Below are 22,687 nucleotides of genomic sequence, written 5' to 3'. Positions count from 1 at the left end.
GGAATCTTTAAGCTCCACGGGCTCCACCTGATCACCCCCACGGGAGGACCCCCCTCATGCTCAGCAACTCCACCCGGCGCTGGCTCGCCGGGTTGGGCGTCGCAGGCGCGTTCGTCGCCGCCTCCGCCACCTCCGCCGCGGCCGCGGATCCGGCCGTTCAGCTTGCGCTCTACTTCCCGAACACCACCGTCGCCCTTGACAGTGAGGGCAAGGTCGAGACGCCCTACATCTACGCCAGCGAGCCGGTCGTGGTGAACAACCTGACCGTCCGCTACGACTACTCCGGGCTTGCCGGCAAGGCGAAGATCACTCCGGAGATCGCGGGCGACTGCACCACTCCGGAGAAGAACGTCCTGCTCTGCCAGGAGCACTTCGAGGTCGGTATCGACGAGTGGGGCATGGCCGGCCTGCTCAGTGTCAACATCGCGCCGGCCGACGGCGCGAAGGACGGCGACTCCGGCGACCTCAAGGTCACGGTCAGCGCCGACGGCGTGACCTCGGCCAGCCACACCGCCAAGGTGAAGGTCGGCGAGAGCGTCGACCTCGCCGGCGGCCCCGAGGTGACCCGCACCGCCGCCCCGGGTGGCTCCTTCACCGCGCCGCTCGCCCTGCGCAACGCCGGTGAGACGACGGCCAAGGGCGCCATGGTGGTCTTCGACCAGGACTACGGCATCCGGACCAGCAAGCACTACAGCAACTGCACCTACGCCGAGGACTGGCTGCGCACGTGCAGCTTCCCCGACCTCTCCGTGGCGGCCGGCGAGACCTTCGCGGCGACCGTGCCCTACACGGTGGCCAAGGACGCGTACGCCCCCGGCGCCGACTACGCGTACCACAACTGGATGACGGTCGCGGAGTTCGACGACTTCGTCGACTACCTGGACAGCCAGGACGTCTCCGTCGGCGAGCCGGGCACCGACGGGCCGCTGGTGCTCACCAAGCAGTCCTCCGTGCAGGCGCGGTCCTTCCAGGCCGACCCGAACCCGGAGAACAACTGGTCCGGCATGGAGGTCAAGATCACCGGCAAGAACGGCGTCGACCTCGCCGCCATCGGTGACTCGGTGACCGGCAAGGCCGGCGACGTGGTCAAGGCGACCGTGGGCGTCCGCAACAACGGTCCCGCCACGCTCGACTTCGGCCGGAGCGGTTCGTCCGTCACCAAGATCGACTTCACCGTCCCGGCCGGGACCACCGCGGTCGAGGTGGCCGACAACTGTGTGCCGCTCAAGGACAACGAGGGTGACTGGGAGGAGCCGGGCACCCCGGGCGCCAAGGCCTACCGCTGCTACCCGGGCATCTTCCTGAAGGCCGGCGAGGAGCAGACCGTCGAGGTGGGCCTCCGCATCGACAAGGTGATCCCGAACGCGACCGGCGCCGTGGTCATCAACGCCAAGTGCGAGTGCGACGGCTTCCAGGACGACACCAACAAGGCCAACGACGCCGCGAAGCTCGTGGTGAACGCCGCTCCGGGTGGCGACGGCGGCCAGGGTGGCGGTGACGGCGGCACGCTGCCGATCACCGGTTCCTCCACCGGCCTGATCGCCGGCATCGGCGCGCTGCTGCTCGCCGCCGGCTTCGGCGGCTACGTGGTGGCCCGCCGCCGCAAGACCCGCTTCGTCGCCTGACCAAGCACACCGAGGTGCCCCGCCGACCACCCCGTCGGCGGGGCACCGCCGTATCCGAACCACACAAGAAGACCAAGAAGCAGCACGGGTGCGCGAAGAACGACCACGTCAGGTTTCCGGGGAGCCCGACCCGCGCAGGGATCAAGCCTGACCGCCCGGAGCGGGTCGGGCTCCCCGGAAACCCCCACGACAGAGCAAAGAGATCAAGGGACCATCAACCACGTGCTGCTGACCCTCACCACGACCCACCGTCCCGCGACCGACCTCGGCCACCTCCTCGTGAAGCACCCGGACCGCGTGCAGAGCTTCGACCTGCCCGCCGGCGCCGCGCACGTGTTCTACCCCGAGGCGGACGAGGCGCGGTGCACGGCGGCGCTGCTGGTCGAGGTCGACCCGCTGAAGCTGGGCGCCGGTCGGGGCCGCCGGCAGGCGACCGCGCCGGAGGGCTTCACCCTCGGGCAGTACGTCAACGACCGCCCGTACGCGGCGTCCAGCCTGCTCTCCTCCGCACTGGCGAAGGTCTTCCGCTCGGCGCTGCGCGGCGAGTCGCGGGACCGCGCCGAGCTGGCGGCCACCGCGATCCCGCTGACCGTACGGGTGCCGGTCCTGCGCTGCCGGGGCGGCGTGGACCTGGCGGTACGGGTGTTCGCCCCGCTCGGCTGGACCGTGACGGCCACGCCGATCCCGCTCGACGAGGCGTACCCGGAGTGGGGTGACAGCCGGTACGTCGACCTGACGCTGACCGGCACGCTGCGGCTCGCGGACGCCCTGAACCACCTGTACGTGCTGCTGCCCGTGCTGGACGACGCCAAGCACTACTGGGTCGCGCCGGACGAGGTGGACAAGCTGCTGCGGGCCGGATCCGGTTGGCTGGCCGGCCACCCTGAGCGCGGCCTGATCACCCGGCGCTACCTGGCGCACCGGCGGGCCCTGGCGGGTGCGGCGCTGGCCCGCCTCGCCGAGCTGCGCCTGGCCGACGAGCCCGACGCCGACGACAGCATCGACCCGACCGCCGACGACGCCGGCCCGGCCGGGGAGGCGGACCCGCGACGGGCCTCGCTGGCGGTACGGCGGCGGGAGGCGGTGCTCGCCGCGCTGCGGGACAGCGGCGCGAGCCGGGTCGTGGACCTGGGTTGCGGCGGCGGCGCGCTGCTCACCGCGCTGGTCGCCGACCGGCGGTTCACCGAGGTGGTCGGCGTCGACGTCTCCGACCGGGCGCTCGGTCTGGCCGCCCGCCGGTTGCGGCTGGACCGGTTGCCCGAGCGGCAGCGGGACCGCATCCACCTGCGACAGTCCGCGCTGACCTACCGGGACGACCGGCTGCGCGGCTACGACGCGGCGGTGCTGATGGAGGTGGTGGAGCACCTCGACCCGCCGCGACTGCCGGCGCTGGAGGACGCGGTGTTCGGTCACGCCCGACCGGGCACCGTGGTGGTTACCACCCCGAACGTCGAGTACAACGTCCGCTACGAGGGGTTGGCGCCGGGCCGGTTCCGGCACGCCGACCACCGGTTCGAGTGGACCCGGGCGGAGTTCGCCGCCTGGGTGGAGCGGGTGGCGGCGGCGCACGGCTACACGGCCACCATCACCGGGGTGGGCGACGCCGACCCCGGGCTGGGCGCGCCCACCCAGATGGCGGTGCTGACCCGTGACGACCGGAAGGAGGAGACGAACCGATGACCGTCCTGGACATTCCCGAACTCGCCCTGGTGGCGCTGGTCGGCGTCTCCGGCTCCGGCAAGTCCACGTTCGCCCGCCGGCACTTCGCGCCCAGCCAGGTGCTCTCCTCGGACACGTTCCGGGGCCTGGTGGCGGACGACGAGAACGACCAGTCCGCGTCCGCCGACGCGTTCGACGCGCTGCACCACGTCGCCGGGATCCGGCTGCGGCGGGGCCGGCTGACCGTGGTCGACGCGACCAACCTCCAGCCGCACGCCCGGGCCGGGCTGATCCGGGTGGCCCGGGAGCACGACGTGCTGCCGGTGGCGATCGTGCTGGACGTGCCGGAGACGGTGGCCTGGGAGCGCACCGAGGCCCGCGCCGACCGGACGCACGGCCGGCAGGTGCTGACCCGGATGCGGCGCGACCTGCGGCAGTCGTACGGGCGGCTGGCCCGCGAGGGCTTCCGCAAGGTGCACGTGCTGCGCGGGGTGGAGGAGATCGACGCCGCGGAGATCCGCTTCGAGCGGCTGTTCAACGACCGGCGGGAGCTGACCGGCCCGTTCGACGTGATCGGGGACGTGCACGGCTGCCGCACCGAACTGGAGACGCTGCTGTCCCGGCTCGGCTACGTGCTGCGCCACGACGACGCCGGCCGCCCGGTGGACGCGGCGCACCCGTCGGGGCGTACCGCGGTGTTCGTCGGTGACCTGGTCGACCGCGGCCCGGACTCGCCCGGCGTGCTCCGCCTGGTGATGGGCATGGTGTCGGCCGGCCACGCGATCTGCGTGCCGGGCAACCACGAGCAGAAGCTGCTGCGCAAGCTGCGCGGCCGGGACGTCCGGCTGACCCACGGCCTGGCCGAGACGATGGAGCAGCTCGCCGCCGAGCCGCCGGAGTTCGTCGCCGAGGTGGAGACGTTCATCGACGGTCTGGTCAGCCACTTCGTGCTGGACGGCGGGCGGCTCGTGGTGGCGCACGCCGGGCTGAAGGAGGCCTACCACGGCCGGACGTCCGGCCGGGTGCGGTCGTTCGCGCTGTACGGCGAGACGACCGGCGAGACCGACGAGTACGGCCTGCCGGTGCGCTACCCGTGGGCGCGCGACTACCGGGGTTCGGCGATGGTCGTCTACGGACACACGCCGACGCCCGAGCCGGAGTGGGTGAACAACACCATCTGCCTGGACACCGGTTGCGTGTTCGGCGGCAAGCTGACCGCGCTGCGCTACCCGGAGAAGGAGCTGGTCGCGGTCCCGGCGGTGAAGGAGTGGTACGCCCCGGCCCGCCCGCTGGTGCCGCCCACGCCGGTCCGCCCGGACACCGTGCTCGACCTGGCCGACGTGACCGGGCGGCGGCACCTCACCCACGCGTACGGGTCGCTGACCGTGCCGGCGGAGAACGCGGCCGCCGCGCTGGAGGTGATGAGCCGGTACGCGGTGGACCCGGGTCGGCTGGTCTGGCTGCCGCCGACCATGGCGCCCTGCTCGACGTCCACCGTCGAGGGGTTCCTGGAACACCCGGCGGAGGCGTTCGCCGACTACCGCGCGGCCGGCGTCGACCGGGTGGTTTGCGAGGAGAAGCACATGGGCTCCCGGGCCGTGGTGCTGGTGGAACGGGAGCCGGGCCGGTTCGGCGGCGGCGCCGTGCACACCCGTACCGGTCGGCCGTTCTTCGGTCCGCCGCTCGACGACGAGCTGCTGGCCCGGGTGCGCGCGGCGGTCACCACCGCCGGCCTCTGGGCCGAGCTGGACACCGACTGGCTGCTGCTCGACGCGGAGCTGCTGCCCTGGTCGGCGAAGGCGGGCGGGCTGATCCGCGAGCAGTACGCGGGGGTCGGCGCGGCCGGCCGGGCGGCGCTGCCGGCGGTGCTCGCCACGCTGGACGCCGCCGCGGGGCGCGGCCTGCCGGTGGCGGAGCTGCACGCCCGGACCGCCGAGCGGGCGGCCGAGGTGACCGCCTACTCGGGGGCGTACCGGGCGTACGTGGGTCGCACCGACGGGCTGCGCGGGGTGACGCTCGCGCCGTTCGCCGTGCTGGCCGGCGCGGGCACGAGCTACGCGGACCGGGACCACGGGTGGCACCTGGCGTTGGCCGACCGGCTCTGCGCGGCCGACCCGGAGTTCTTCACCCCGACGCGTCGGCTGGTGGTGGAGCTGGCCGACGAGGCGGCGGTGGCGGCCGCGACGGACTGGTGGCTGGAGCTGACCGGGTCCGGCGGCGAGGGCATGGTGGTCAAGCCGTACGCCGGCCCGGCCGCCCGCTCGCCGAAGGGCTCGCTGCTCCAGCCGGGGATCAAGTGCCGCGGCCGGGAGTACCTGCGGATCATCTACGGCCCCGGTTACACCGGGGCGGGTCAGCTCGCCGCGTTGCGGCGGCGCTCCCTGGGCCGCAAGCGCGGGCTGGCGCTGCGCGAGCACGGCCTGGGCCTGGCCGCCCTGGACGCGCTGGCCGAGGACGCCCCGCTCTGGCGCCGCCACGAGCTGGTCTTCGCGATCCTCGCCTGCGAGTCCGAACCGGTGGACCCGCGCCTGTAGACGACGGTGGCCCGGTCCGGCGCGACGCCGGACCGGGCCCGGGTAACCTGTGTGGCCGTGGACACAGCTGAGAAGACCCGGATGATCTCCGAGAACGTGGCGCTGAACCCGCTCGACCCGAAGGACCTCATCCACACCTTCGGGATGATCGGCGTCTGGGCGATCCTGTTCGCCGAGACCGGTCTGCTGGTCGGGTTCTTCTTCCCGGGTGACTCGCTGCTCTTCCTGGCCGGGGTGGCCGCCTCCCCGGTGGCCGACGCGATCTTCGGCGACGGCACCCGGCTATCGCTGGCCGGGCTGATGATCGGCGGCCCGATCTGCGCGATCGCCGGCGCCCAGCTCGGGCACTGGCTCGGCGCGCGCTACGGCCGGCGCATGTTCGACAAGCCGAACTCCCGCCTCTTCAAGCGGGAGTACGTGGAGAAGGCGGAGTACTACTTCCAGAAGTTCGGCCCGGCCAAGGCCGTGGTGCTGGCCCGCTTCATCCCGATCGTGCGGACGTTCCTCAACCCGGTGGCCGGGGTGCTCGGCATGCCGGCCCGGCAGTTCTTCGTCTGGAACGTGGTCGGCGCGATCCTCTGGGTGGACGGCATCCTGCTGATCGGCTACCTGCTGGCCCGCCAGATCTACGACGCCATCGGCGACAAGATCGACCGGTACATCCTGCCGGTCGTCGCGCTGATCATCGTGATCTCGGTGCTGCCGATCTTCTTCGAGTTCCTCCGCGACCGGAAGGCGCGCAAGCGCGGCGAGGCGGTGGCGGTGATCGCGGCGGCGACCGCGGCCGGCGCGGTGGAGGCCGCCCGGGACGCCGTCGACGGCGACGACCACCCGCACGGGCACGGCGGGCAGCACCGCCGCTGACCGCGACTACACCGAAGGCCGGCCCCCGTGCGGGAGCCGGCCTTCGCGCGCACGACCTGTCGAACCACGGACGGCCTCAGCCGTCGCCGTGCGACTGGTGACGCCACCCCTGGCACGCCACCGGTCACCCGCACCGGGGCAGGACGGCCTGCCGGGTTCGGCGCGCGTGCCATCGCGCCGGGGCCTCGGCCGGCCGGCCCGTCCTCGGACGGGCCGTGGTTCAGCGAGCCTTCTTGGTGGCCCGCTTCCGCGGCGGGGTGAGCAGATCCGCGATCGTGGCGATCGCGGTCGGCACCAGCCGGTAGTACGCCCAGACCCCACGCTTCTCCCGCTCCAGCAAGCCGGCCTCGGTGAGGATGCGCAGGTGGTGGCTGACCGTCGGCTGCGAGAGGCCGAGCGGCGCGGTGAGGTCACACACGCACGCCTCCCCCTCGGGAGCCGACTGGATCAGGCTGAGCAGCCGGAGCCGGGCGGGGTCGGCGAGGGCCTTGAGGACCCCCGCCAGCCGCTCGGCGTCGGCGCGTTCGATCGGCTCGCCGGCAAGCGGCGAGATCTGAGGCATGGTCATTTCAGCCAACGCAGTTCCCACGTATTCCATCCTTCCACCAGCAGCATCGATCCGCCTGCATATCAGCAGATCCGAATCGGCAAACTTTTACGCCACAAGGCCGAGGTCAGCCAACGTATAGGCCGCCCGATACGGCAATCCGGCGGCTCGCACCGCGTCGCCGGCGCCTCGATCAACAATAACCGCCACGCCCACCACGTCGGCCCCGGCCTCACGCAACGCCTCGACCGCAGTCAACACGCTGCCACCCGTGGTCGAGGTGTCCTCCACCGCCAGGACCCGGCGACCCACGACGTCCGGCCCCTCGATCCGGCGCTGGAGACCGTGCGCCTTGCCCGCCTTGCGGACCACGAACGCGTCCAGCGGACGGTCGGTGCCGGCCGAGGCGTGCAGCATCGCGCCCGCCACCGGATCGGCGCCCAGGGTCAGTCCACCGACCGCGTCGTACGACCAGTCGGCGGTGAGGTCACACATCACCCGGCCGATCAACGGGGCGGCCCGGTGATGGAGCGTGACGCGACGCAGATCGACGTACCAGTCCGCCTCACGGCCCGATGAGAGCACCACCCGACCGTGGACCACGGCCAGGTCACTGATGAATTTGCGCAGGTCGTCGTGGTCCCCCATGGCGATAGAGCGTACTTCGCAAGTCTGGACGCCGTCTGTGGGGTCCGCCCCGATCACCCGGCGGGCAACCGATGATTGGCAATGTCCGGCTACGCTGCGCGACCGTCCATCCAGGGCGGGCGGCGCGGCCGGGCCGGCGGCGGGACCGCCGACCGTCAGCCGCGCGCCCGGTCGACCTTTCCCCGGGTGTCCCGGACGGCGCCGCGCAGCAACCGTTTCGGCGCGTGCCGCAGCCCGGCCACGGCCAGCTTGTACTTCCAGCTCGGCACGCTGACCAACTTGCCTTTGCCCAGGTCACGCAGCCCTTCGTCGACCACGTCGTCGGCCCGCAGCCACATCCACGCGGGCGTGCGCGACATGTCGATGCCGGCGCGTTCGTGATAGCCGGTGCGGGTGTAGCCGGGGCAGAGCGCCATCACGCGCACACCGAGCGGGGCCACCGACTGGCCGATCGACTCGCTGAAGTTCGTCACCCACGCCTTGCTGGCCGAGTACGTCGACCCCGGCATGGGAACGCCGAAACCCGCAACCGAAGAGACATTTATCACTGCCCCCTTCCCCCGCTCGATCATCGGACCGAGGGCGGCGTGGGTCAGCCGGAGCACCGCCAGCACGTTGAGCCGGACCAGCCGGGCCTCGTCCACGACGGCCGACCGGACGAACGGCGTGTTCAAGCTGATCCCCGCGTTGTTCACCAGCAGCTCCACCGGCGGGCCGGCGGTCAACCGGCGCTCGACCACGGCACAACCGTCGTCGGTGGACAGATCGGCCGGGATCGTCTTCACCTCGCCGCCGTGCCGGCCGGCCAGCTCGGTCGCCAGGGCGTCGAGCCGGGCGAAGTCGCGGGCCACGAGCACGAGGTTCCAACCGTCCGCGGCCAGCCGGCGGGCGAACGACTCGCCGATGCCCAGACTGGCGCCGGTGACGAGGGCCCAGGGCCGGGAGGGGTGGGGGTCAGCGGTCACGGGCGATCCTCCGGGGGTGGCGTCGGCCCGGACGGCGGCGTCACCGGCGGGGCGGTCGGGGGTGGCGTCGGCCCGGTGGGGGCGGACGAGGGCGGCATCGGCCCGGGCGGGGCGTACGGCGGCATCGGCCCAGGCGGGGCCGACGACGGCGGCAGGCCAACCGGCGGGCCCCACGGCGTCGGCCCGGAGACCGTAGCGCCGGACACGGTCGCGCCGTAGCCGGTCGCCGGGCCGGAACGCGGCGCGGCCGGGCGGTGCAGGAAGGCGCTCGCCGAGGGGAGCGTGAGCAGCGCGGCGACCACCAGGTAGCCGAGGATCTGCGCCACCGACAGCGCCGCGTTCAGCGGGATCCACCACGACGGGTAGGCGTCACCGACCAGCCCCAGCAGGTCGGCGGTGACCCGGTCGTCGGCGCCGAGCTTCAACGGGGCGGCGCGCTGCCCGACCAGCACCGCCAGCCCGCAGCAGCCGCAGAGCAGGCCCAGCCCGGCGACCACCCAGGTGGCCACCCGCGCCCCTGGGCGGCCGGCGAGCAGGCCCAGCGCGAGCCCGAGCAGCAGCAGCGCGGCCAGCACGCCGAGCACGGCGGCCAGCACGGTCGAGCCGCGCACCAGACCGGCCACCCGGTCGATGTCGCCGCCGCCCGCGCCGGTGTCCTCCGCCGCGCCCCGGAACCGGTCCACCGTGCCGCCCGCGACGGCCAGGTTCGTCACCGCGTACGCCACGGCGCCGACCGCCATCAGCAGCAGCACCGCCGCCGCGGCGACGACCGTGCCCGGTCGGCGCGGGGCTACCCGATCGGGGTTGGACACGACAGATCCCTCCGGTAGGCGTCGGCTTGCAACCTACTCGGAGGGATCGTCGGCGTCGCTGAAATCCTGCCGTCAACTTCCGGGTGGCGGCTCCGGGTCGCGGCGCTCGCCGGGCTGACCGGTCGGCCCGGCCGGCGGCTGGTCACCGGGGGCCGTGGGCGGCGTGCCGCCGGTCGGCTGCTGGCCGGGGGTCGACGGGTAGGCCGGGTCGGTCGACTGGCCCGGGGTCGACGGGTACGCCGGGTAGGCGCCGCCCGGCACCGGGGGCTCCCACGCCGCCTTCGGCTTGCGGAAGAACTCGTTCGCCTTGGGCAGCGCCAGCAGGATCAGCGCGGCCAGCAGGGCGAGCAGCGCGACGATGCCGAGCAGCAGGCTGACCGGGCCGTACCAGGACGGCAGCGCGTCCTCCAGCCGGCGCTGGATCTCCTGACCGCTGGGCAGGTCGCCGCTGGAGTTGCCACCGCCGCCCATCGTGCCGCCGGAGACGCCGTTGAGCAGGCCGCCGCCGGTGCAGCAGAGCAGGATGCCACCGAGCACCCAGGTGGTGATCCGGGAGGCGTTCTTCCCCCGGTTGTTCAGCAGCGCGAGCACGACCAGACCGGCCGCGAGCAGCAGCGTCAGGATCGACGAGCCGATGGTGAAGGCGTACGCGATGTCGCCCGCCGACTCGGCCGAGGTGCCCGCGTACGCGTCCTTGAGGACGTCGCGGATCGTGCCGATGACGGACAGCGTCACGATCAGGTTCAGCACCTGGATGACGGCGACGAGAATGAGCAGCCAGCTGGAAAGCGTCACCACACTGGGACGCGCGCGGGGCGTGGTGCCCGGAGCATCGACCATGATTCTCCCTCCCTCGATGAGATGACCACCGTAGCGATCTCACACCAGGTGGGCACGTCGGAAAGGCTCACCGGTCCGCGGCGCGCCGCAGCCGGCGGTGCTCGGCGGTGACCACGCCGAGCAGGGCCAGGTCGAGCGCGACCGTGAAGACGGCGCCGAACTGGTTGACGGTGAAGTTGAAGACCTGCCCGAACAGCAGGTCCACCAGGAGCGCCAGCTTGAACAACCGGAACGCCTCGGTGCGATTCCGCCGCAGCAGCCAGGCCGCCCACAGGCTCAGCACGGCGGTGACCAGAGCGGTGGCGCTCACGCCGAGCACCGCGCCCCACTCGCGTTCCTGGTCCAGTTCCCCGGTGACGCCGTCGACCAGCACCGCCACGACCGTCACCAGCGGCTCCACCACCAGGTAGACCACCACCGGCCAGACCAGCCAGCGCCTGCCGGCCGCCCAGGCGCCGAGCCGGCGGGCCCGCTCCGCCCCCCGCTGCCAGAACCGCACCGGCGGCGGTTCCCGCCGGGGGACCGCGTCCAGCAGCTGCGCCAGCGCCGCCTCGGTGGCCGGCCCGGTGCCCTGCACGAGGCGCAGCACGGCCGCCCGTCGCCGGTCGGTGAGCCCGCCGGGCAGCGCGCTGAGCACCACGTCCAGCGCGTTGGCGGTGCGTTCGGCCGGGGTCAGCCGGGACCGGCCGGTGCGCCCGCGTACCGCCTGCACGAGCAGGACGAGCAGGGCGAAGGCCACGTAGATGATGGCGGCGGCCGGGGCGTAGAAGTAGTCCGTGCGGGCGGTGACGAACTTGCCCACCTCGTCGATGAAGAGCCCGAAGCCGATCCCGCCGACCACCGCCCCGGCGGTGCGGGATCCGTCGCCCAGGAAGACCAGCGGGATCCCCAGGCCCACGGCGAGCAGCAGGCCGCCCCAGAGCACGTGCGCGATGTGCAGCCCGCCGCCGCCGAGCTGCGGGTAGTCGGCGGCCTGGAGGTAGGCGCGGACGGCCAGCACGGTGACCACGCCGGAGAGCACGAACGCCTGGAGGTGGGAGGCGGCGCCGATCGCCCGGGGCGGCAGCCGGCGGACCAGCCAGCCGAGCCCCGGCGGGCGGTGGGACGGTCCGGGTGGCATGCCCCGAAACCTAGTAGCCGCGCCACTCCTCGCGGGCGTACTCCAGCACCCTGGGCTGCAACAACGTCGAGGCCGGCACGTCCACCCGGGCCCGGTCGGCGGGGAAGGCGGACGCCGCGGCGAGCACCGGCGGGGTGAGGAAGCGCAGCGGCGGCACGTCGGCCGGCAGCGCCAGCTCCGGCGCGGCGTCGCCCGGCGCGGCGAGCACGAAGCCCCAGTCGCCGAAGCTCGGCACGTCGACGTGGTACGGCGTGGTGGCGAAGCCCGCCTCCCGCACCGACCGCTCGATCGACCAGTACGACCGGGGCGCGAAGTAGGGCGAGCCGGACTGGACGACGAGCCGGCCGCCCGGGGCCAGCACCGGCCGGACGAGCGCGTAGAACTCGACCGTGTAGAGCTTCGCGGTGGCCGTCTCGTCCGGGTCGGGCAGGTCCGCGATCACCACGTCGAAGCGTTCCGTGGCGGTCCGCAGCCAGCCGAACGCGTCCAGGTTCAACACCCGGACCCGGGGATCGGTGAGCGACCGACGGTTCAGCTCGCGCAGCTGCGGCTCGCTGCGGGCCAGCGCGACGACGGCCGGGTCGAGGTCGACCAGGGTCACCGAGCGCACGTCCGGGTACTTGAGGATCTCCCGCGCGGCCAGCCCGTCGCCGGCGCCGAGCACCAGCACGTCGCCGTGCGGCCCGCGCATCGCCGGGTGCACCAGCGCCTCGTGGTAGCGGTACTCGTCCACGGAGCTGAACTGGAGGTCGCCGTTGAGGAACAGCCGCAGGTCGGTGTCGGTGTGGCCGACCTCCCGCACCGAGCGGGTCAGCACGATCTCCTGGTAGCGGCTGCGCTCGGCGTGCACCACCGGATCCCGGTAGAGCTGCTGGCGGGCGGTCACCTCGAAGTCGTGGGCGGTCACCCAGGCGTACCCGAGCAGGAGGCCGACCACGACGGCGCCGGCGCCGAGCACGACCCGCGCCCGACGGCCGAGTTCGGCGCGGAACACGGTGAAGACCAGCGCGAGGCCGGCCACGGCGTTCACCGCGCCGACCACCAACGCGCCCTTGAGCTGGCCGAAGATCGGCATCAGCAGGAACGGGAAGGCCAGCCCGCCGAGCAGCGCGCCGACGTAGTCGGCGGCGAACAGGTCGGCCACCGCGCTGCCCGCGGACTGCTCCCGGATGCGTTGCAGCATCACCATCAGCAGCGGGATCTCCGCGCCGATCAGCAGGCCGAGCACGAACGCGGTGCCGACCAGCGCCGGGCCGTAGAGGTCGAGCCAGGCGAACGCGGCGTAGAGGCCGAGCACGGAGAGGCCGCCGAGCAGCGCCAGGGTCAGCTCGATCGCCGCGAACGCGGCCGCCGCCCGGGACTGCAACGGCTTCGCCACCAGCGCGCCGACGCCCATCGCGAAGACCATCACGCCGAGCACGATCGACGCCTGGCCGACCGCGTCGCCGATCAGGTAGCTGCCGAGCGCGACCAGGGCCAGCTCGTAGACCAGGCCGCAGGCCGCGCAGACGAAGACCGCCAGCAGGACCGCCGCGCGGGCCGGGCGCCACCGTGGCCGTGCGGGCGCGTCGACGGTCACGCTTTCTCCCGGGTACGCCCGGCGGCGTCCGCCCCGGCGCGCTGCGCGGGCACCGGTCCCCCGCGCTGCCGGCGGCGTTGCCGCACGCCCACGCCGATGAAGAGCGCGGCGAGCAGGAACAGCCCGGCCGTGGTGAGCAGCAGGATCCACCGGTCCCGCCAGAAGTCGCTGCCGGCGTCCGGCAGCGGGGCGGCCGGGGTGGCCGGTCCGGCGGTGGGGGTGGCGGCCGGGTCGGCCAGCCCCCGCTCGGTGGCGAGCAGCGGCAGCATGGTGGCGGCCCGGGTGACGGCCCAGCCCGGGTCGTCGACGAACGCGTCCTCGTCCAGCCCGAAACGGCCCAGCCCGGACTCGATCGCGGCCAGGTCGCTGAACTCGATGTCGTCCGACCCCTTCACCCGGATGCTGGCGGAGTCGTTCGACTCGCTGCTGGACGACGTGTAGTTGACGTTGGCGTAGACCTCGATCCATCGGGCGCAGCCGGGCGCGTCCGCGACCGCCGTGCCGTCGCCGAGGTTCGAGCCGACGCTCACCGGGTCGTACGTGTCGACCAGCTGCCAGCCGTAGCAGATGCCCTGGCTGTCGGCGGCGGCCTGGAGGATGGGCACGGTGCCGGAGCGCTCGTCGGCGGCCGGGGCGGGCACGTCGGTGTCCGAGTCGCCGGTGATCGCGCCGAGGACGCAGGCGCCGACCGTGATGCCGATGATCACCGTCCAGATCAGCGCCTGTTGGCGCTTGTTCTTGGGGGTGGCGGCCGTTCCGGCCATCAGCTGATCGCGGCGGCGATGATCGCGCCGGTGGCCACGTGCACGGTGGCGGAGATCCAGACCGCCGGGTGCGGCTCCGGGTCGACCAGCAGCTCACCGAGCTTGCCGGGGGTGGCCACGTCCAGCAGCACGAAGGCCGCCGCCATGATCACCAGCCCGAGGATCCCGTACGCGGCGGCGCCGACCAGCCCGAGCGCGAAGTCGTCGTCGCTGGCCACGATCGCGGCGACCACCACGGTGCCGACACCGAGCAGGTTGGAGGCGAGCAGCACGGTGGCGTTGCGGTTGCGCTCGGTCCAGATCAGCTCGTGGAGCTTGCCGGGGGTGGCCAGGTCGACGAGCGCGTAGCCGATCGCCATCAGGACGACGCCGAGCACGCCGTAGGCGAGCGTGACCAGCAGATCGGTGACGAGATGCTCCACAGGGACTACTCCAGGGTGAGGGGGGTCGGACGGGCTACTTGCCGGCGCCGGGGCCGCCGCCCCGAACGGTGCTGCCTCGGCCCCAGCCCCAGCTGTTGCCGACGACGCGGTGGTACCGGGGGTACGCGGTGGACATCTTCTCCAGCAGGATCACCGAGCCGACCGCGAGCGGGAGGATCACCACCGAGTCGTCGTCGTAGCGCAGGTAGACGCCGCTGCCGTCGACGTACTGGTCGGCCGGCTGCCACGCGTCGGTGATCTCCTTCGACACCTGGCTGGGTGACTGCTTCGACGTGTAGGCGACCGCCTGGGCGCCGATGTCCCGGCCCGACGCGCGGGAGAAGTGGTCCTCCACGTAGCCGCGCGGGGAGAAGTTGCCGTAGAAGATCGTGAAGGCGGCGATGAGGGCGCCGACGACGGCGACCGCCACCCCGACCACGAACCACCGTCGGTACGTCACAGCTCTTCCACCACCGTCTCGGTCAGGACCAGCTCGTTGGTCTGGGGGTAGGCGTGCCAGGTGCGCCAGGCGAGCGTGCCGCCGGGCGGGTCGGGGCGGACGGCGAGCGCGGTGACCGCGTCCTCGTCGCCGGGGAAGACGCCGACCAGCGCGTACGGGTCGTCGGCCAGCTCGGCGCGGAGCGCCGCGACCCGGGTACGCAGGCCGTCGCCGGCCGGGCGGAGCACCGTGGCGGTGAACCGGTAGCCGGCGGTCTCGTCGTGCAGCGTGTCCGGCAGGTGCGGCGGGCGGCCGGGCAGGCAGGCGACCGTCTCGGTCAGCCCGTCCAGCACCACCTGGTGGGAGGCGCCGAGCAGGCGCAGCCGCACCCGCGTGCCGTCCGGCAGGTCGACGTCGCGTACGGCCAGCGCCGGCAGCTCCGGGCCGCCGAGCGTCAGGCTGAGGTCGGCGGCGCGGCTGTCGACGTACGGGGTGTGCAGGGCGACGAGCACGCCTACTTCACCTGGTCCGGGCCGCCCTGCGGGTAGATCATCACCTCGGCCCGGCGCAGTTCCTCGCCGAGGTTCACCTCCCAGCCGGCCTCGCCGTACGCCTCGAACGACAGCCGGGCCCCGCCGGGCGCCTGGTAGTCGTGGTAGCGCATGGTGCCGCGCGGGTCGAGGCCGGTGCCCTCGGTCGCGGTGTAGCGCGCCTGGCCCGACTCGTCCCAGTTGTAGCGACGGCCGGCGATCTCCAGCGTCGGGGCGCCCGGCGTCACCGTGGCGCCCGGCTCGCTGGTCCAGAGCACCATCTCCAGGTCCGGCTCCGCCTCGACGGAGAGCCAGCGCTTCACCCCGCCCGCGTCGTCGAGCAGGTGCTCCGCCCAGCTCCAGCCGCCCTCGACCAGGTGCACCGAGCCGCGCACCGTGTAGGGGACCTGCCGGATCTCGACGATGTCGCCGGGCTTGAGCGCACGGGGGTCACCCCGCAGCGCGTCGGTGTCCCGGTCCCGGAACGGGTCACCGGGCGTCGCCGTCTGCGGGCGGGCCGCCGAGCGGGACCGGCGCAGCGCGATCACGGCGATCACCACGCCGGCCACCCCGACCAGGCACCCCAGCGTGGTCACCAGGTACGCCACCGAACCGTTCACGAGCGCCTCCCCCAACATGCATCGGCGGAGACGGTAACAACCCCGCGCACCCCCGCCGAAGTGCCGTTCGTTGAGTGTGCGGTCAGCTACTCCCGGCCGCCGGCCAGCCGCTCGGCGGCGTACTCACGCAGCGTCGCGCGACCCATCACGCACCCGCTGAACGTGGTGAACTCCCCGTCGTCGTCGCGCAGCCGTTCCCAGGCCGCCCGACCGGCCGTCGGGTCGACCGCCTCCAGCAACGTCGCCGCGTAGGCCCTCCCGGCGGGCGAACCCTTCCGGAGCAGCCGGTCGACCTTCTTCCGGGCCGCCTCCGGGTGCTCGCGCAGCGCCTGCTCCGCCTGCCGGTACGCCTCGGTCGCGGGCAGTATCTGCCCCGCGAACCCGACCCCGCCGAAGGCCAGGGTGTCCGCGTCCTCGAGTTCCCGCTCCCACTTCCCGCTCATGCCCCACTATGTGCCCACCCCGCCCACCCCTCACCCCTGAAAGGAAGGGACCCCTGTTAACGCCTCCGGTAGAGGAAGGGGCCCTTGTTAACACCCACGACGCCCAGCGTCGCGCAACGGACGCCAGGCGAGTACGGCGATCACCGCCATCGTCCCCGCGGCGACCCAGAACGGTGTGGTGATCTGCCAGGTCCCGGCCAGCAGACCGCCGAGGAGCGCACCGAGCGCGGCCCCGCCCAGATCGAGCAGCGCGTACACGCTGCCGACCCGCCCGCGAAGGTGGGCCGGCACGATCCGCTGCCGGACCGACGCGGCGGTGATGCCCCAGACCATGGCGTGGACGCTGAAGATGATCAGGACGGCGGCGGCGATCCAGGACGTCGTCGTGACGGCCAGGGTCACGTGGGTGACGACCTCGACGACCAGGCCGCCCCGCAGCACCGCTCCGGCACCGAGGGTCCGGGTGAGTCGGGTCGCCACCGTCGTGCCGAACAGGCCACCGACGGCGAACGAGGTCAGCAGGAAGCCGTATCCGACGTCGGACAGGCCCAGTCGCTGCCGGCAGTAGAGCACGAACACGGCGAATGCGGCGCCGAACGCGACGTTGCCCAGGCCCATGCTCACCGCGAGCGTCCGCACCAGGCGGTGCCGCCACAGCCAGCGTACGCCCTGGCCGATCTCGCCGCGCAGCGAGCCGCGCGGACGAGGCTCCTCCGGCACGGGTACGGGGGTCGGTCGGATGCCGGCGACCAGAGCCGCTGCCACCACGAAGGTCAACACGTCGACCCCGAACGGCACGGCGGCGGAGACGACGAACAGCCACGCGCCCAGCGGCTTGGCGACGAACTGGTTGCCGACGGTGAACGTCGCGTAGAGCCGGGCGTTGGCGGCGGGCAGTCTCTCCGGTGCGACCACCGCCGGAAGCAGGACACCCATCGCGGTGTCCGTGACGGTCTCACCCGCGCCGAGCAGGAACAGCACCGCGTAGATGACGGCCACGGTCACCGTGTCGGTGGCGACGCTGAGCGTCAGACCGGCCAGTGCCGCGGCGCGCAGCAGGTTGACGACCACGACCAGCCGCCGACGGTCGAGCCGGTCGACGTAGGCGCCGCTGACCAGGGCGAACAGCAGCCAGGGCAGTTGTTGGGCGAAGACGGCACCGGCGATCAGGGCCGGATCGTCGCTGACCGAGGCCACCAGCAGTGGGCCGGCGGCCATGGTGACACCGTCACCGATGTTGGAGACCGCGGAGGCGGTCCACAGTCTGGTGAAGTCCGCGCCGAGACGCGCGGATACAAGGGCACGCAAGAACAGCTCCTCGAGCCAGGAAGGGAAACGGTCATGAGGGACCGCTTCGCGGCGAGGAGCACCACGCCGCCGGGACCCGGCGGCGAAGCGTCAGCGAGCGGTGTGCTCTCGCGGCGAAGCGGGGACCGTCAGCAGGCCGAGGCGCATCTGCGGCTCCTAACTGTCGATTGACGTTCCGGGCAGGATATTCGGCCGACGCCTGCGGCGCTGTCCGTCCCACCGGATGGCGAAGGCCCGGCCTGGACGGCCGGGCCTTCGCGGGGTGCTACGGCTCAGGCGGGGGTGACGGTCAGGGACTCCTTGGTGTCGGCGAGGTCGACGTGGACCGTGTCGCCGTCGCGGATCTCCCCGGCCAGCAGGGCCTTGGCGAGCTGGTCACCGATGGCCGACTGGACCAGCCGACGCAGCGGGCGCGCGCCGTAGATCGGGTCGTACCCGTGCTCGGCCAGCCAGGTGCGGGCGGCGTCGGTGATGTCCAGGCCCAGCCGGCGGTCGGCCAGCCGGCGCCGCAGCCGGTCGAGCTGGATGTCGACGATCGCGCGCAGGTCGGTGCCCTGGAGCGCGGCGAACACCACGATGTCGTCGAGGCGGTTGAGGAACTCCGGCTTGAAGTGCGACCGGACCACCGCGAGCACGCCCTCCCGACGCTCCTCCTCGCTCAGCGTCAGGTCACTGATGACCGAGGAGCCCAGGTTCGAGGTGAGGATGAGGATGGCGTTGCGGAAGTCCACGGTGCGGCCCTGACCGTCGGTGAGCCGACCGTCGTCGAGCACCTGGAGCAGCACGTCGAAGACATCCGGGTGGGCCTTCTCCACCTCGTCCAGCAGGATCACCGAGTACGGCCGGCGGCGCACCGCCTCGGTGAGCTGGCCGCCCTCCTCGTAGCCGACGTAGCCGGGCGGGGCGCCGACCAGGCGGGCCACGGAGTGCTTCTCGCCGTACTCGCTCATGTCGATGCGGACCATGGCCCGCTCGTCGTCGAAGAGGAACTCGGCGAGCGCCTTGGCCAGCTCGGTCTTGCCGACGCCGGTCGGACCGAGAAACAGGAAGCTGCCGGTGGGGCGGTCCGGGTCGGCGACGCCGGCCCGGGCGCGGCGGACCGCGTCGGAGACCGCGCCGACCGCCTCGGCCTGACCGACGACGCGGCCGCGCAGCGACTCCTCCATCCGGAGCAGCTTGGCGGTCTCGCCCTCGAGCAGCCGGCCGGCGGGGATGCCGGTCCAGGAGGCGACCACGGCGGCGATGTCGTCCGCGCCGACCTCCTCCTTGAGCATCGCGCCGTCGGCCTGCAGCCGGGCCAGTTCCTCCTCGGCCTGCGTCAGCTCGGCGCGCAGCGCGGGGATCCGGCCGTACCGCAGCTCGGCGGCACGTTCCAGCTCGCCGTCGCGCTCGGCCCGCTCGGCCTCGCCGCCGAGGCGCTCCAGCTCCTCCTTGGCGGTGGAGAGCTTGGTGATGTGGCTCTTCTCGGTCTGCCAGCGCTCGGACAGCGCGGTGAGCTGCTCGCGCTTGTCGGCCAGCTCCTTGCGCAGCCGCTCCAGACGCTCGGCGGACGCGGCGTCCGGCTCCTTGGCCAGCGCCATCTCCTCGATCTCCAGCCGGCGTACCGCGCGCTCGATCTCGTCCACCTCGACCGGGCGCGAGTCGATCTCCATGCGCAGCCGGGACGCGGACTCGTCGACCAGGTCGATCGCCTTGTCCGGCAGGAACCGGTCGGTGATGTAGCGGTCGGACAGGGACGCGGCGGCGACCAGCGCGGCGTCGGTGATCCGTACGCCGTGGTGCACCTCGTAGCGCTCCTTGAGCCCGCGCAGGATGCCGATGGTGTCCTCGATCGTCGGCTCGCCGACCAGCACCGGCTGGAAGCGACGCTCCAGCGCCGGGTCCTTCTCGATGTGCTCGCGGTATTCGTCCAGCGTGGTCGCGCCGACCATCCGCAGCTCGCCCCGGGCCAGCATCGGCTTGAGCATGTTGCCGGCGTCCATCGAGCCCTCGCCCTTGCCGGCGCCGACCACGGTGTGCAGCTCGTCGAGGAACGTGATGACCTGGCCGTCGGAGTTCTTGATCTCCTCCAGCACGGACTTCAGCCGCTCCTCGAACTGCCCGCGGTAGGACGCGCCGGCCACCATCGCGCCGAGGTCGAGCGAGACCAGCTTCTTGTCCCGCAGCGACTCCGGCACGTCGCCGGCCACGATCCGCTGGGCCAGGCCCTCGACGATCGCGGTCTTGCCGACACCCGGCTCGCCGATCAGCACCGGGTTGTTCTTGGTACGCCGGGACAGCACCTGGATCACCCGGCGGATCTCCGAGTCGCGGCCGATCACCGGGTCGATCTTGCCGTCGCGGGCGCTGGCGGTGAGGTCGACGCCGTACTTCGTCAGGGCCTGGTAAGTCTGCTCCGGGTCGGCCGTGGTGACCCGGCGGTCCCCGCCCCGGACGGTGGGGAACGCGGCGACCAGGTTCTCCTCGGTGGCGCCGGAGTTCTTCAGCGCGACCGAGACCGCTCCGCCGACCCGGGCCAGCCCGGCCAGCAGGTGCTCGGTGGAGGTGTATTCGTCGCCCAGCGGCCGCGCGATCTGCTCGGCGGCGCCGATGGCGTTGACGAACTCGCGGGCCAGCGTCGGCTCGGCGATGCTGGACCCGCGTGCGGCGGGCAGCGCGTCGACCGAACGTTGGGCGACCTGGCGCAGCTCGGCGGGGTCGGCCCCGACGGCGCGCAGCAGTCCGGCGGCGGTCGAACCGTCGGTGTCCAGCAGTGACAGCAGCAGGTGCCAGGGCTCCACGGTGGCGTGGCCGCGCTGGTTCGCCAGCGCGACGGCACCGGTGATGGTCTCGCGGCTCTTGGTGGTGAGGCGTTCCGTGTTCATGGGCTCCCCCGGGATCGGCGTGTCCACTGGGAACGACACAACCAGACTTGAGTCTATTCCGCTCAACTCCAGCAGTGTGACCCGAGTCACTACTTCGATCGCCACCGCCAGTCGAACTCCCCGGCCGCCGGCGGCGGCCCGGGCAGCGGCGGCCCGGACACGGCCAGACCGGCCAGCAGCACCGCGAGGTGCCGGCGGCGCAGCTGCCGGGTCCGGTCCGGATCGGGTACGCGAATCGCGGCGCACCCCTCCAGCAGCAACCCGAAGTCCTGCGTCACCACGTCCGGTCGGAGCCGCCCGGCGTCCCGGCACGGGTAGCCTCGCCTGCGTGCGAGTACGTGTCGAACAGACCGCCTTACCGGGGATCGGCGTCCGTCATGACCTGATGACGGAGTCGGGTCGCCGGCTCGGTGTGGTCTCCCACCGCAATGGCCGCCGCGACCTGGTCCTCTACGACCCGGACGACCCCGACTCCTGCCAGCACGACATACCGCTGACCGACGACGAGGCCGAGGCGTTGGCCGACATCCTCGGTGCGTCGCTGATGCTGGGCCAGCTCTCTGGGCTGCGCGAGCAGGCCGCCGGGCTGCTGACCGAGCAGATCGTGATCCCGGCCGGCTCGAAGTACGTCAACCGGCGGCTGGGCGACACCAAGGCACGCACCCGGACCAGCGCCTCCATCGTGGCGGTGCTGCGTCAGGGCGAGGTGAACGTCTCGCCCGACCCCACCTTCCGGTTCGAAGCCGGCGACGTGATCGTCGTGGTCGGAACCCGTCAGGGTCTCGACGGCGTCACCGCGATCCTCGCCGAGACCGATCCGGACGGCTGACGCGTATGCACGAAACCCAAATCCTGCTCGTCGAGGTCGGCGCGCTGCTGCTCCTGCTCGGCCTGCTCGGCCGGCTCAGCCGTCGCGTCGGCGTCTCGCCCATCCCGCTCTACCTGCTCGCCGGCCTCGCCTTCGGGCACGGCGGGCTGTTGCCGCTCAACGCCAGCGAGGAGTTCTTCGCCGTCGGCGCCGAGATCGGCGTGATCCTGCTGCTGGTCATGCTCGGCCTGGAGTACAGCGCGAACGAGCTGGTGGGCAACCTCCGCTCGGCCGCGCCGGCCGGGCTCATCGACGCGGTGTTCAACGCGCTGCCCGGTTTCGCCTTCGCGCTGCTGCTGGGCTGGGGCTGGGTCGCCGCCGTGGTGCTCGCCGGCGTCACCTGGGTGTCGTCCTCCGGGGTCATCGCCAAGGTGCTCGGCGACCTGGGCCGGGTCGGTAACCGGGAGACCCCGGTGGTCCTCTCCGTCCTGGTGATCGAGGACCTGGCCATGGCCCTCTACCTGCCGCTGGTCACCGCGCTGCTCGCCGGGGTCGGCCTGGTGAAGGGCGGCATCGCGCTCGCCGTCGCGGTGTTCACCGTGGTCGTCGTGCTGGCCGTGGCGATCCGGTACGGGCACCTGATCTCCGCCGCGCTCTCCGCCAAGGATCCGGAGGCGCTGCTGCTCGGGGTGCTCGGCCTGACCCTGCTGGTCGCCGGCATCGCGGCCAAGCTCCAGGTCTCCGCCGCGGTGGGCGCGTTCCTGGTCGGCATCGCGTTGTCCGGCCCGGTGGCACACCACGCCACCGAGCTGCTCTCGCCGCTGCGGGACCTCTTCGCCGCGGTCTTCTTCGTGTTCTTCGGGCTGGTCACCAATCCGCTGGACATGCCGCCGGTGCTGCTGCCCGCGCTGCTGCTGGCCGTGGTCACCATGGCGACGAAGGTGGCCACCGGCTACCTGGCCGCCCGGCGGGCCGGGATCGCCGAGCCCGGTCGCTGGCGGGCCGGGCTGGCGCTCACCCCGCGCGGCGAGTTCTCCATCGTCATCGCCGGGCTGGCCGTCGCCGCCGTCTACCCGGTGGAGCCCAGGCTGGCCGCGCTCGCCACGGCGTACGTGCTGATCACGGTGGTGACCGGGCCGCTGCTCGCCCGACTGCCGGACATGCCCTGGTTCAAGCAGTGGCTGCGCCGCCGCGCCGCCGCCAGCCGGCCGCCCGCGCCGGTGAGGGTGGGCGACTGACCTCGGCCGGGTCGGATCGGCCGCACAGCGGATCCGGCCCGGCCAACGGTTGTCAAAT

The 22,687-nt window shown here is 73.0% G+C and carries 22 protein-coding genes; 6 read left to right on the top strand and 16 right to left on the bottom strand.

Features of this window, described 5'->3' with window-relative positions; all coding sequences use genetic code 11:
• Positions 1-56 precede the first annotated feature (56 nt).
• From O7600_RS19370 to O7600_RS19355, 4 genes are all read left to right on the top strand, one after another.
• Entirely contained in the window at positions 57-1,625 is a 1,569-nt protein-coding gene (locus O7600_RS19370; protein WP_281589316.1) for an LPXTG cell wall anchor domain-containing protein, read from the top strand.
• Positions 1,626-1,847: 222 nt separating this feature from the next.
• Entirely contained in the window at positions 1,848-3,305 is a 1,458-nt protein-coding gene (locus O7600_RS19365; RefSeq protein ID WP_281589314.1) for a 3' terminal RNA ribose 2'-O-methyltransferase Hen1, read from the top strand.
• Complete coding sequence (locus O7600_RS19360; protein ID WP_281589312.1) at positions 3,302-5,818, top strand: polynucleotide kinase-phosphatase; 2,517 nt, start codon at positions 3,302-3,304, stop codon at positions 5,816-5,818. Before O7600_RS19365 ends, O7600_RS19360 begins: the two co-directional genes overlap by 4 nt.
• Positions 5,819-5,899: 81 nt before the next feature.
• Positions 5,900-6,682: a DedA family protein gene (locus O7600_RS19355; RefSeq protein ID WP_281594204.1), complete on the top strand. Its 783-nt coding sequence runs from the start codon at positions 5,900-5,902 to the stop codon at positions 6,680-6,682.
• Positions 6,683-6,902: 220 nt separating this feature from the next.
• Here O7600_RS19355 and O7600_RS19350 read toward each other — a convergent pair whose 3' ends face one another.
• The 16 genes from O7600_RS19350 to O7600_RS19275 form a co-directional block, all read right to left on the bottom strand.
• The gene (locus tag O7600_RS19350) at positions 6,903-7,280 is read right to left on the bottom strand and encodes a metalloregulator ArsR/SmtB family transcription factor (RefSeq protein WP_007073957.1); all 378 of its coding nucleotides are present in this window, start codon (positions 7,278-7,280) and stop codon (positions 6,903-6,905) included.
• A gap of 57 nt (positions 7,281-7,337) precedes the next feature.
• Positions 7,338-7,877 (bottom strand): orotate phosphoribosyltransferase, encoded by a 540-nt coding sequence (gene pyrE, locus O7600_RS19345; protein ID WP_281589310.1) that lies wholly within the window; start codon positions 7,875-7,877, stop codon positions 7,338-7,340.
• A 155-nt stretch (positions 7,878-8,032) separates the two neighbouring features.
• A complete protein-coding gene (locus O7600_RS19340) occupies positions 8,033-8,842 on the bottom strand; it encodes an SDR family oxidoreductase (RefSeq protein WP_281589307.1) in 810 nt (269 codons plus the stop codon).
• Positions 8,839-9,654 (bottom strand): hypothetical protein, encoded by an 816-nt coding sequence (locus O7600_RS19335; protein WP_281589305.1) that lies wholly within the window; start codon positions 9,652-9,654, stop codon positions 8,839-8,841. The genes O7600_RS19340 and O7600_RS19335 overlap by 4 nt, the downstream gene beginning before the upstream one ends.
• Positions 9,655-9,726: 72 nt before the next feature.
• On the bottom strand, positions 9,727-10,494 hold the full coding sequence (locus tag O7600_RS19330; protein ID WP_281589303.1) for a hypothetical protein: 768 nt from the start codon (positions 10,492-10,494) through the stop codon (positions 9,727-9,729).
• Positions 10,495-10,561: 67 nt separating this feature from the next.
• Positions 10,562-11,560, bottom strand: a complete 999-nt coding sequence (locus tag O7600_RS19325) for a hypothetical protein (RefSeq protein WP_281594203.1) — start codon at positions 11,558-11,560, stop codon at positions 10,562-10,564.
• A 64-nt stretch (positions 11,561-11,624) separates the two neighbouring features.
• A complete protein-coding gene (locus O7600_RS19320; RefSeq protein ID WP_281589301.1) occupies positions 11,625-13,193 on the bottom strand; it encodes a polyamine aminopropyltransferase in 1,569 nt (522 codons plus the stop codon).
• A complete protein-coding gene (locus O7600_RS19315; RefSeq protein WP_281589299.1) occupies positions 13,190-13,957 on the bottom strand; it encodes a hypothetical protein in 768 nt (255 codons plus the stop codon). Before O7600_RS19315 ends, O7600_RS19320 begins: the two co-directional genes overlap by 4 nt.
• Complete coding sequence (locus O7600_RS19310; protein ID WP_281589297.1) at positions 13,957-14,379, bottom strand: DUF350 domain-containing protein; 423 nt, start codon at positions 14,377-14,379, stop codon at positions 13,957-13,959. Before O7600_RS19310 ends, O7600_RS19315 begins: the two co-directional genes overlap by 1 nt.
• A gap of 34 nt (positions 14,380-14,413) precedes the next feature.
• Complete coding sequence (locus O7600_RS19305; RefSeq protein WP_091565875.1) at positions 14,414-14,839, bottom strand: DUF4247 domain-containing protein; 426 nt, start codon at positions 14,837-14,839, stop codon at positions 14,414-14,416.
• On the bottom strand, positions 14,836-15,330 hold the full coding sequence (locus O7600_RS19300) for a DUF2617 family protein (RefSeq protein ID WP_281589294.1): 495 nt from the start codon (positions 15,328-15,330) through the stop codon (positions 14,836-14,838). The genes O7600_RS19305 and O7600_RS19300 overlap by 4 nt, the downstream gene beginning before the upstream one ends.
• Before the next feature lie 2 nt (positions 15,331-15,332).
• A complete protein-coding gene (locus O7600_RS19295) occupies positions 15,333-15,968 on the bottom strand; it encodes a DUF4178 domain-containing protein (protein WP_281589292.1) in 636 nt (211 codons plus the stop codon).
• A gap of 86 nt (positions 15,969-16,054) precedes the next feature.
• Positions 16,055-16,411 carry a hypothetical protein gene (locus tag O7600_RS19290; protein ID WP_281589290.1) on the bottom strand — a complete coding sequence of 119 codons (357 nt, stop codon included), beginning with the start codon at positions 16,409-16,411 and terminating at the stop codon, positions 16,055-16,057.
• An 87-nt stretch (positions 16,412-16,498) separates the two neighbouring features.
• Positions 16,499-17,719 (bottom strand): MFS transporter, encoded by a 1,221-nt coding sequence (locus tag O7600_RS19285; RefSeq protein ID WP_281589288.1) that lies wholly within the window; start codon positions 17,717-17,719, stop codon positions 16,499-16,501.
• Positions 17,720-17,991: 272 nt separating this feature from the next.
• Positions 17,992-20,583 carry an ATP-dependent chaperone ClpB gene (gene clpB / locus O7600_RS19280; protein ID WP_281589286.1) on the bottom strand — a complete coding sequence of 864 codons (2,592 nt, stop codon included), beginning with the start codon at positions 20,581-20,583 and terminating at the stop codon, positions 17,992-17,994.
• A gap of 89 nt (positions 20,584-20,672) precedes the next feature.
• Positions 20,673-20,864 (bottom strand): hypothetical protein, encoded by a 192-nt coding sequence (locus tag O7600_RS19275; RefSeq protein ID WP_281589284.1) that lies wholly within the window; start codon positions 20,862-20,864, stop codon positions 20,673-20,675.
• 47 nt (positions 20,865-20,911) lie between these two features.
• Here O7600_RS19275 and O7600_RS19270 point away from each other — a divergent pair, with 47 nt between their 5' ends.
• Positions 20,912-21,412: a cation:proton antiporter regulatory subunit gene (locus O7600_RS19270; protein WP_281589282.1), complete on the top strand. Its 501-nt coding sequence runs from the start codon at positions 20,912-20,914 to the stop codon at positions 21,410-21,412.
• Between the two features lie 5 nt (positions 21,413-21,417).
• Positions 21,418-22,629 carry a cation:proton antiporter gene (locus O7600_RS19265; protein ID WP_281589280.1) on the top strand — a complete coding sequence of 404 codons (1,212 nt, stop codon included), beginning with the start codon at positions 21,418-21,420 and terminating at the stop codon, positions 22,627-22,629.
• The last annotated feature ends 58 nt before the right edge of the window (positions 22,630-22,687 follow it).

It is taken from the genome of Micromonospora sp. WMMA1998, from assembly GCF_027497375.1.
Classification (GTDB): Bacteria; Actinomycetota; Actinomycetes; order Mycobacteriales; family Micromonosporaceae; genus Micromonospora; species Micromonospora sediminicola.
Note: the sequence above shows the minus strand (reverse complement) of the source record. Positions and strands in the feature narration are given on the sequence as shown.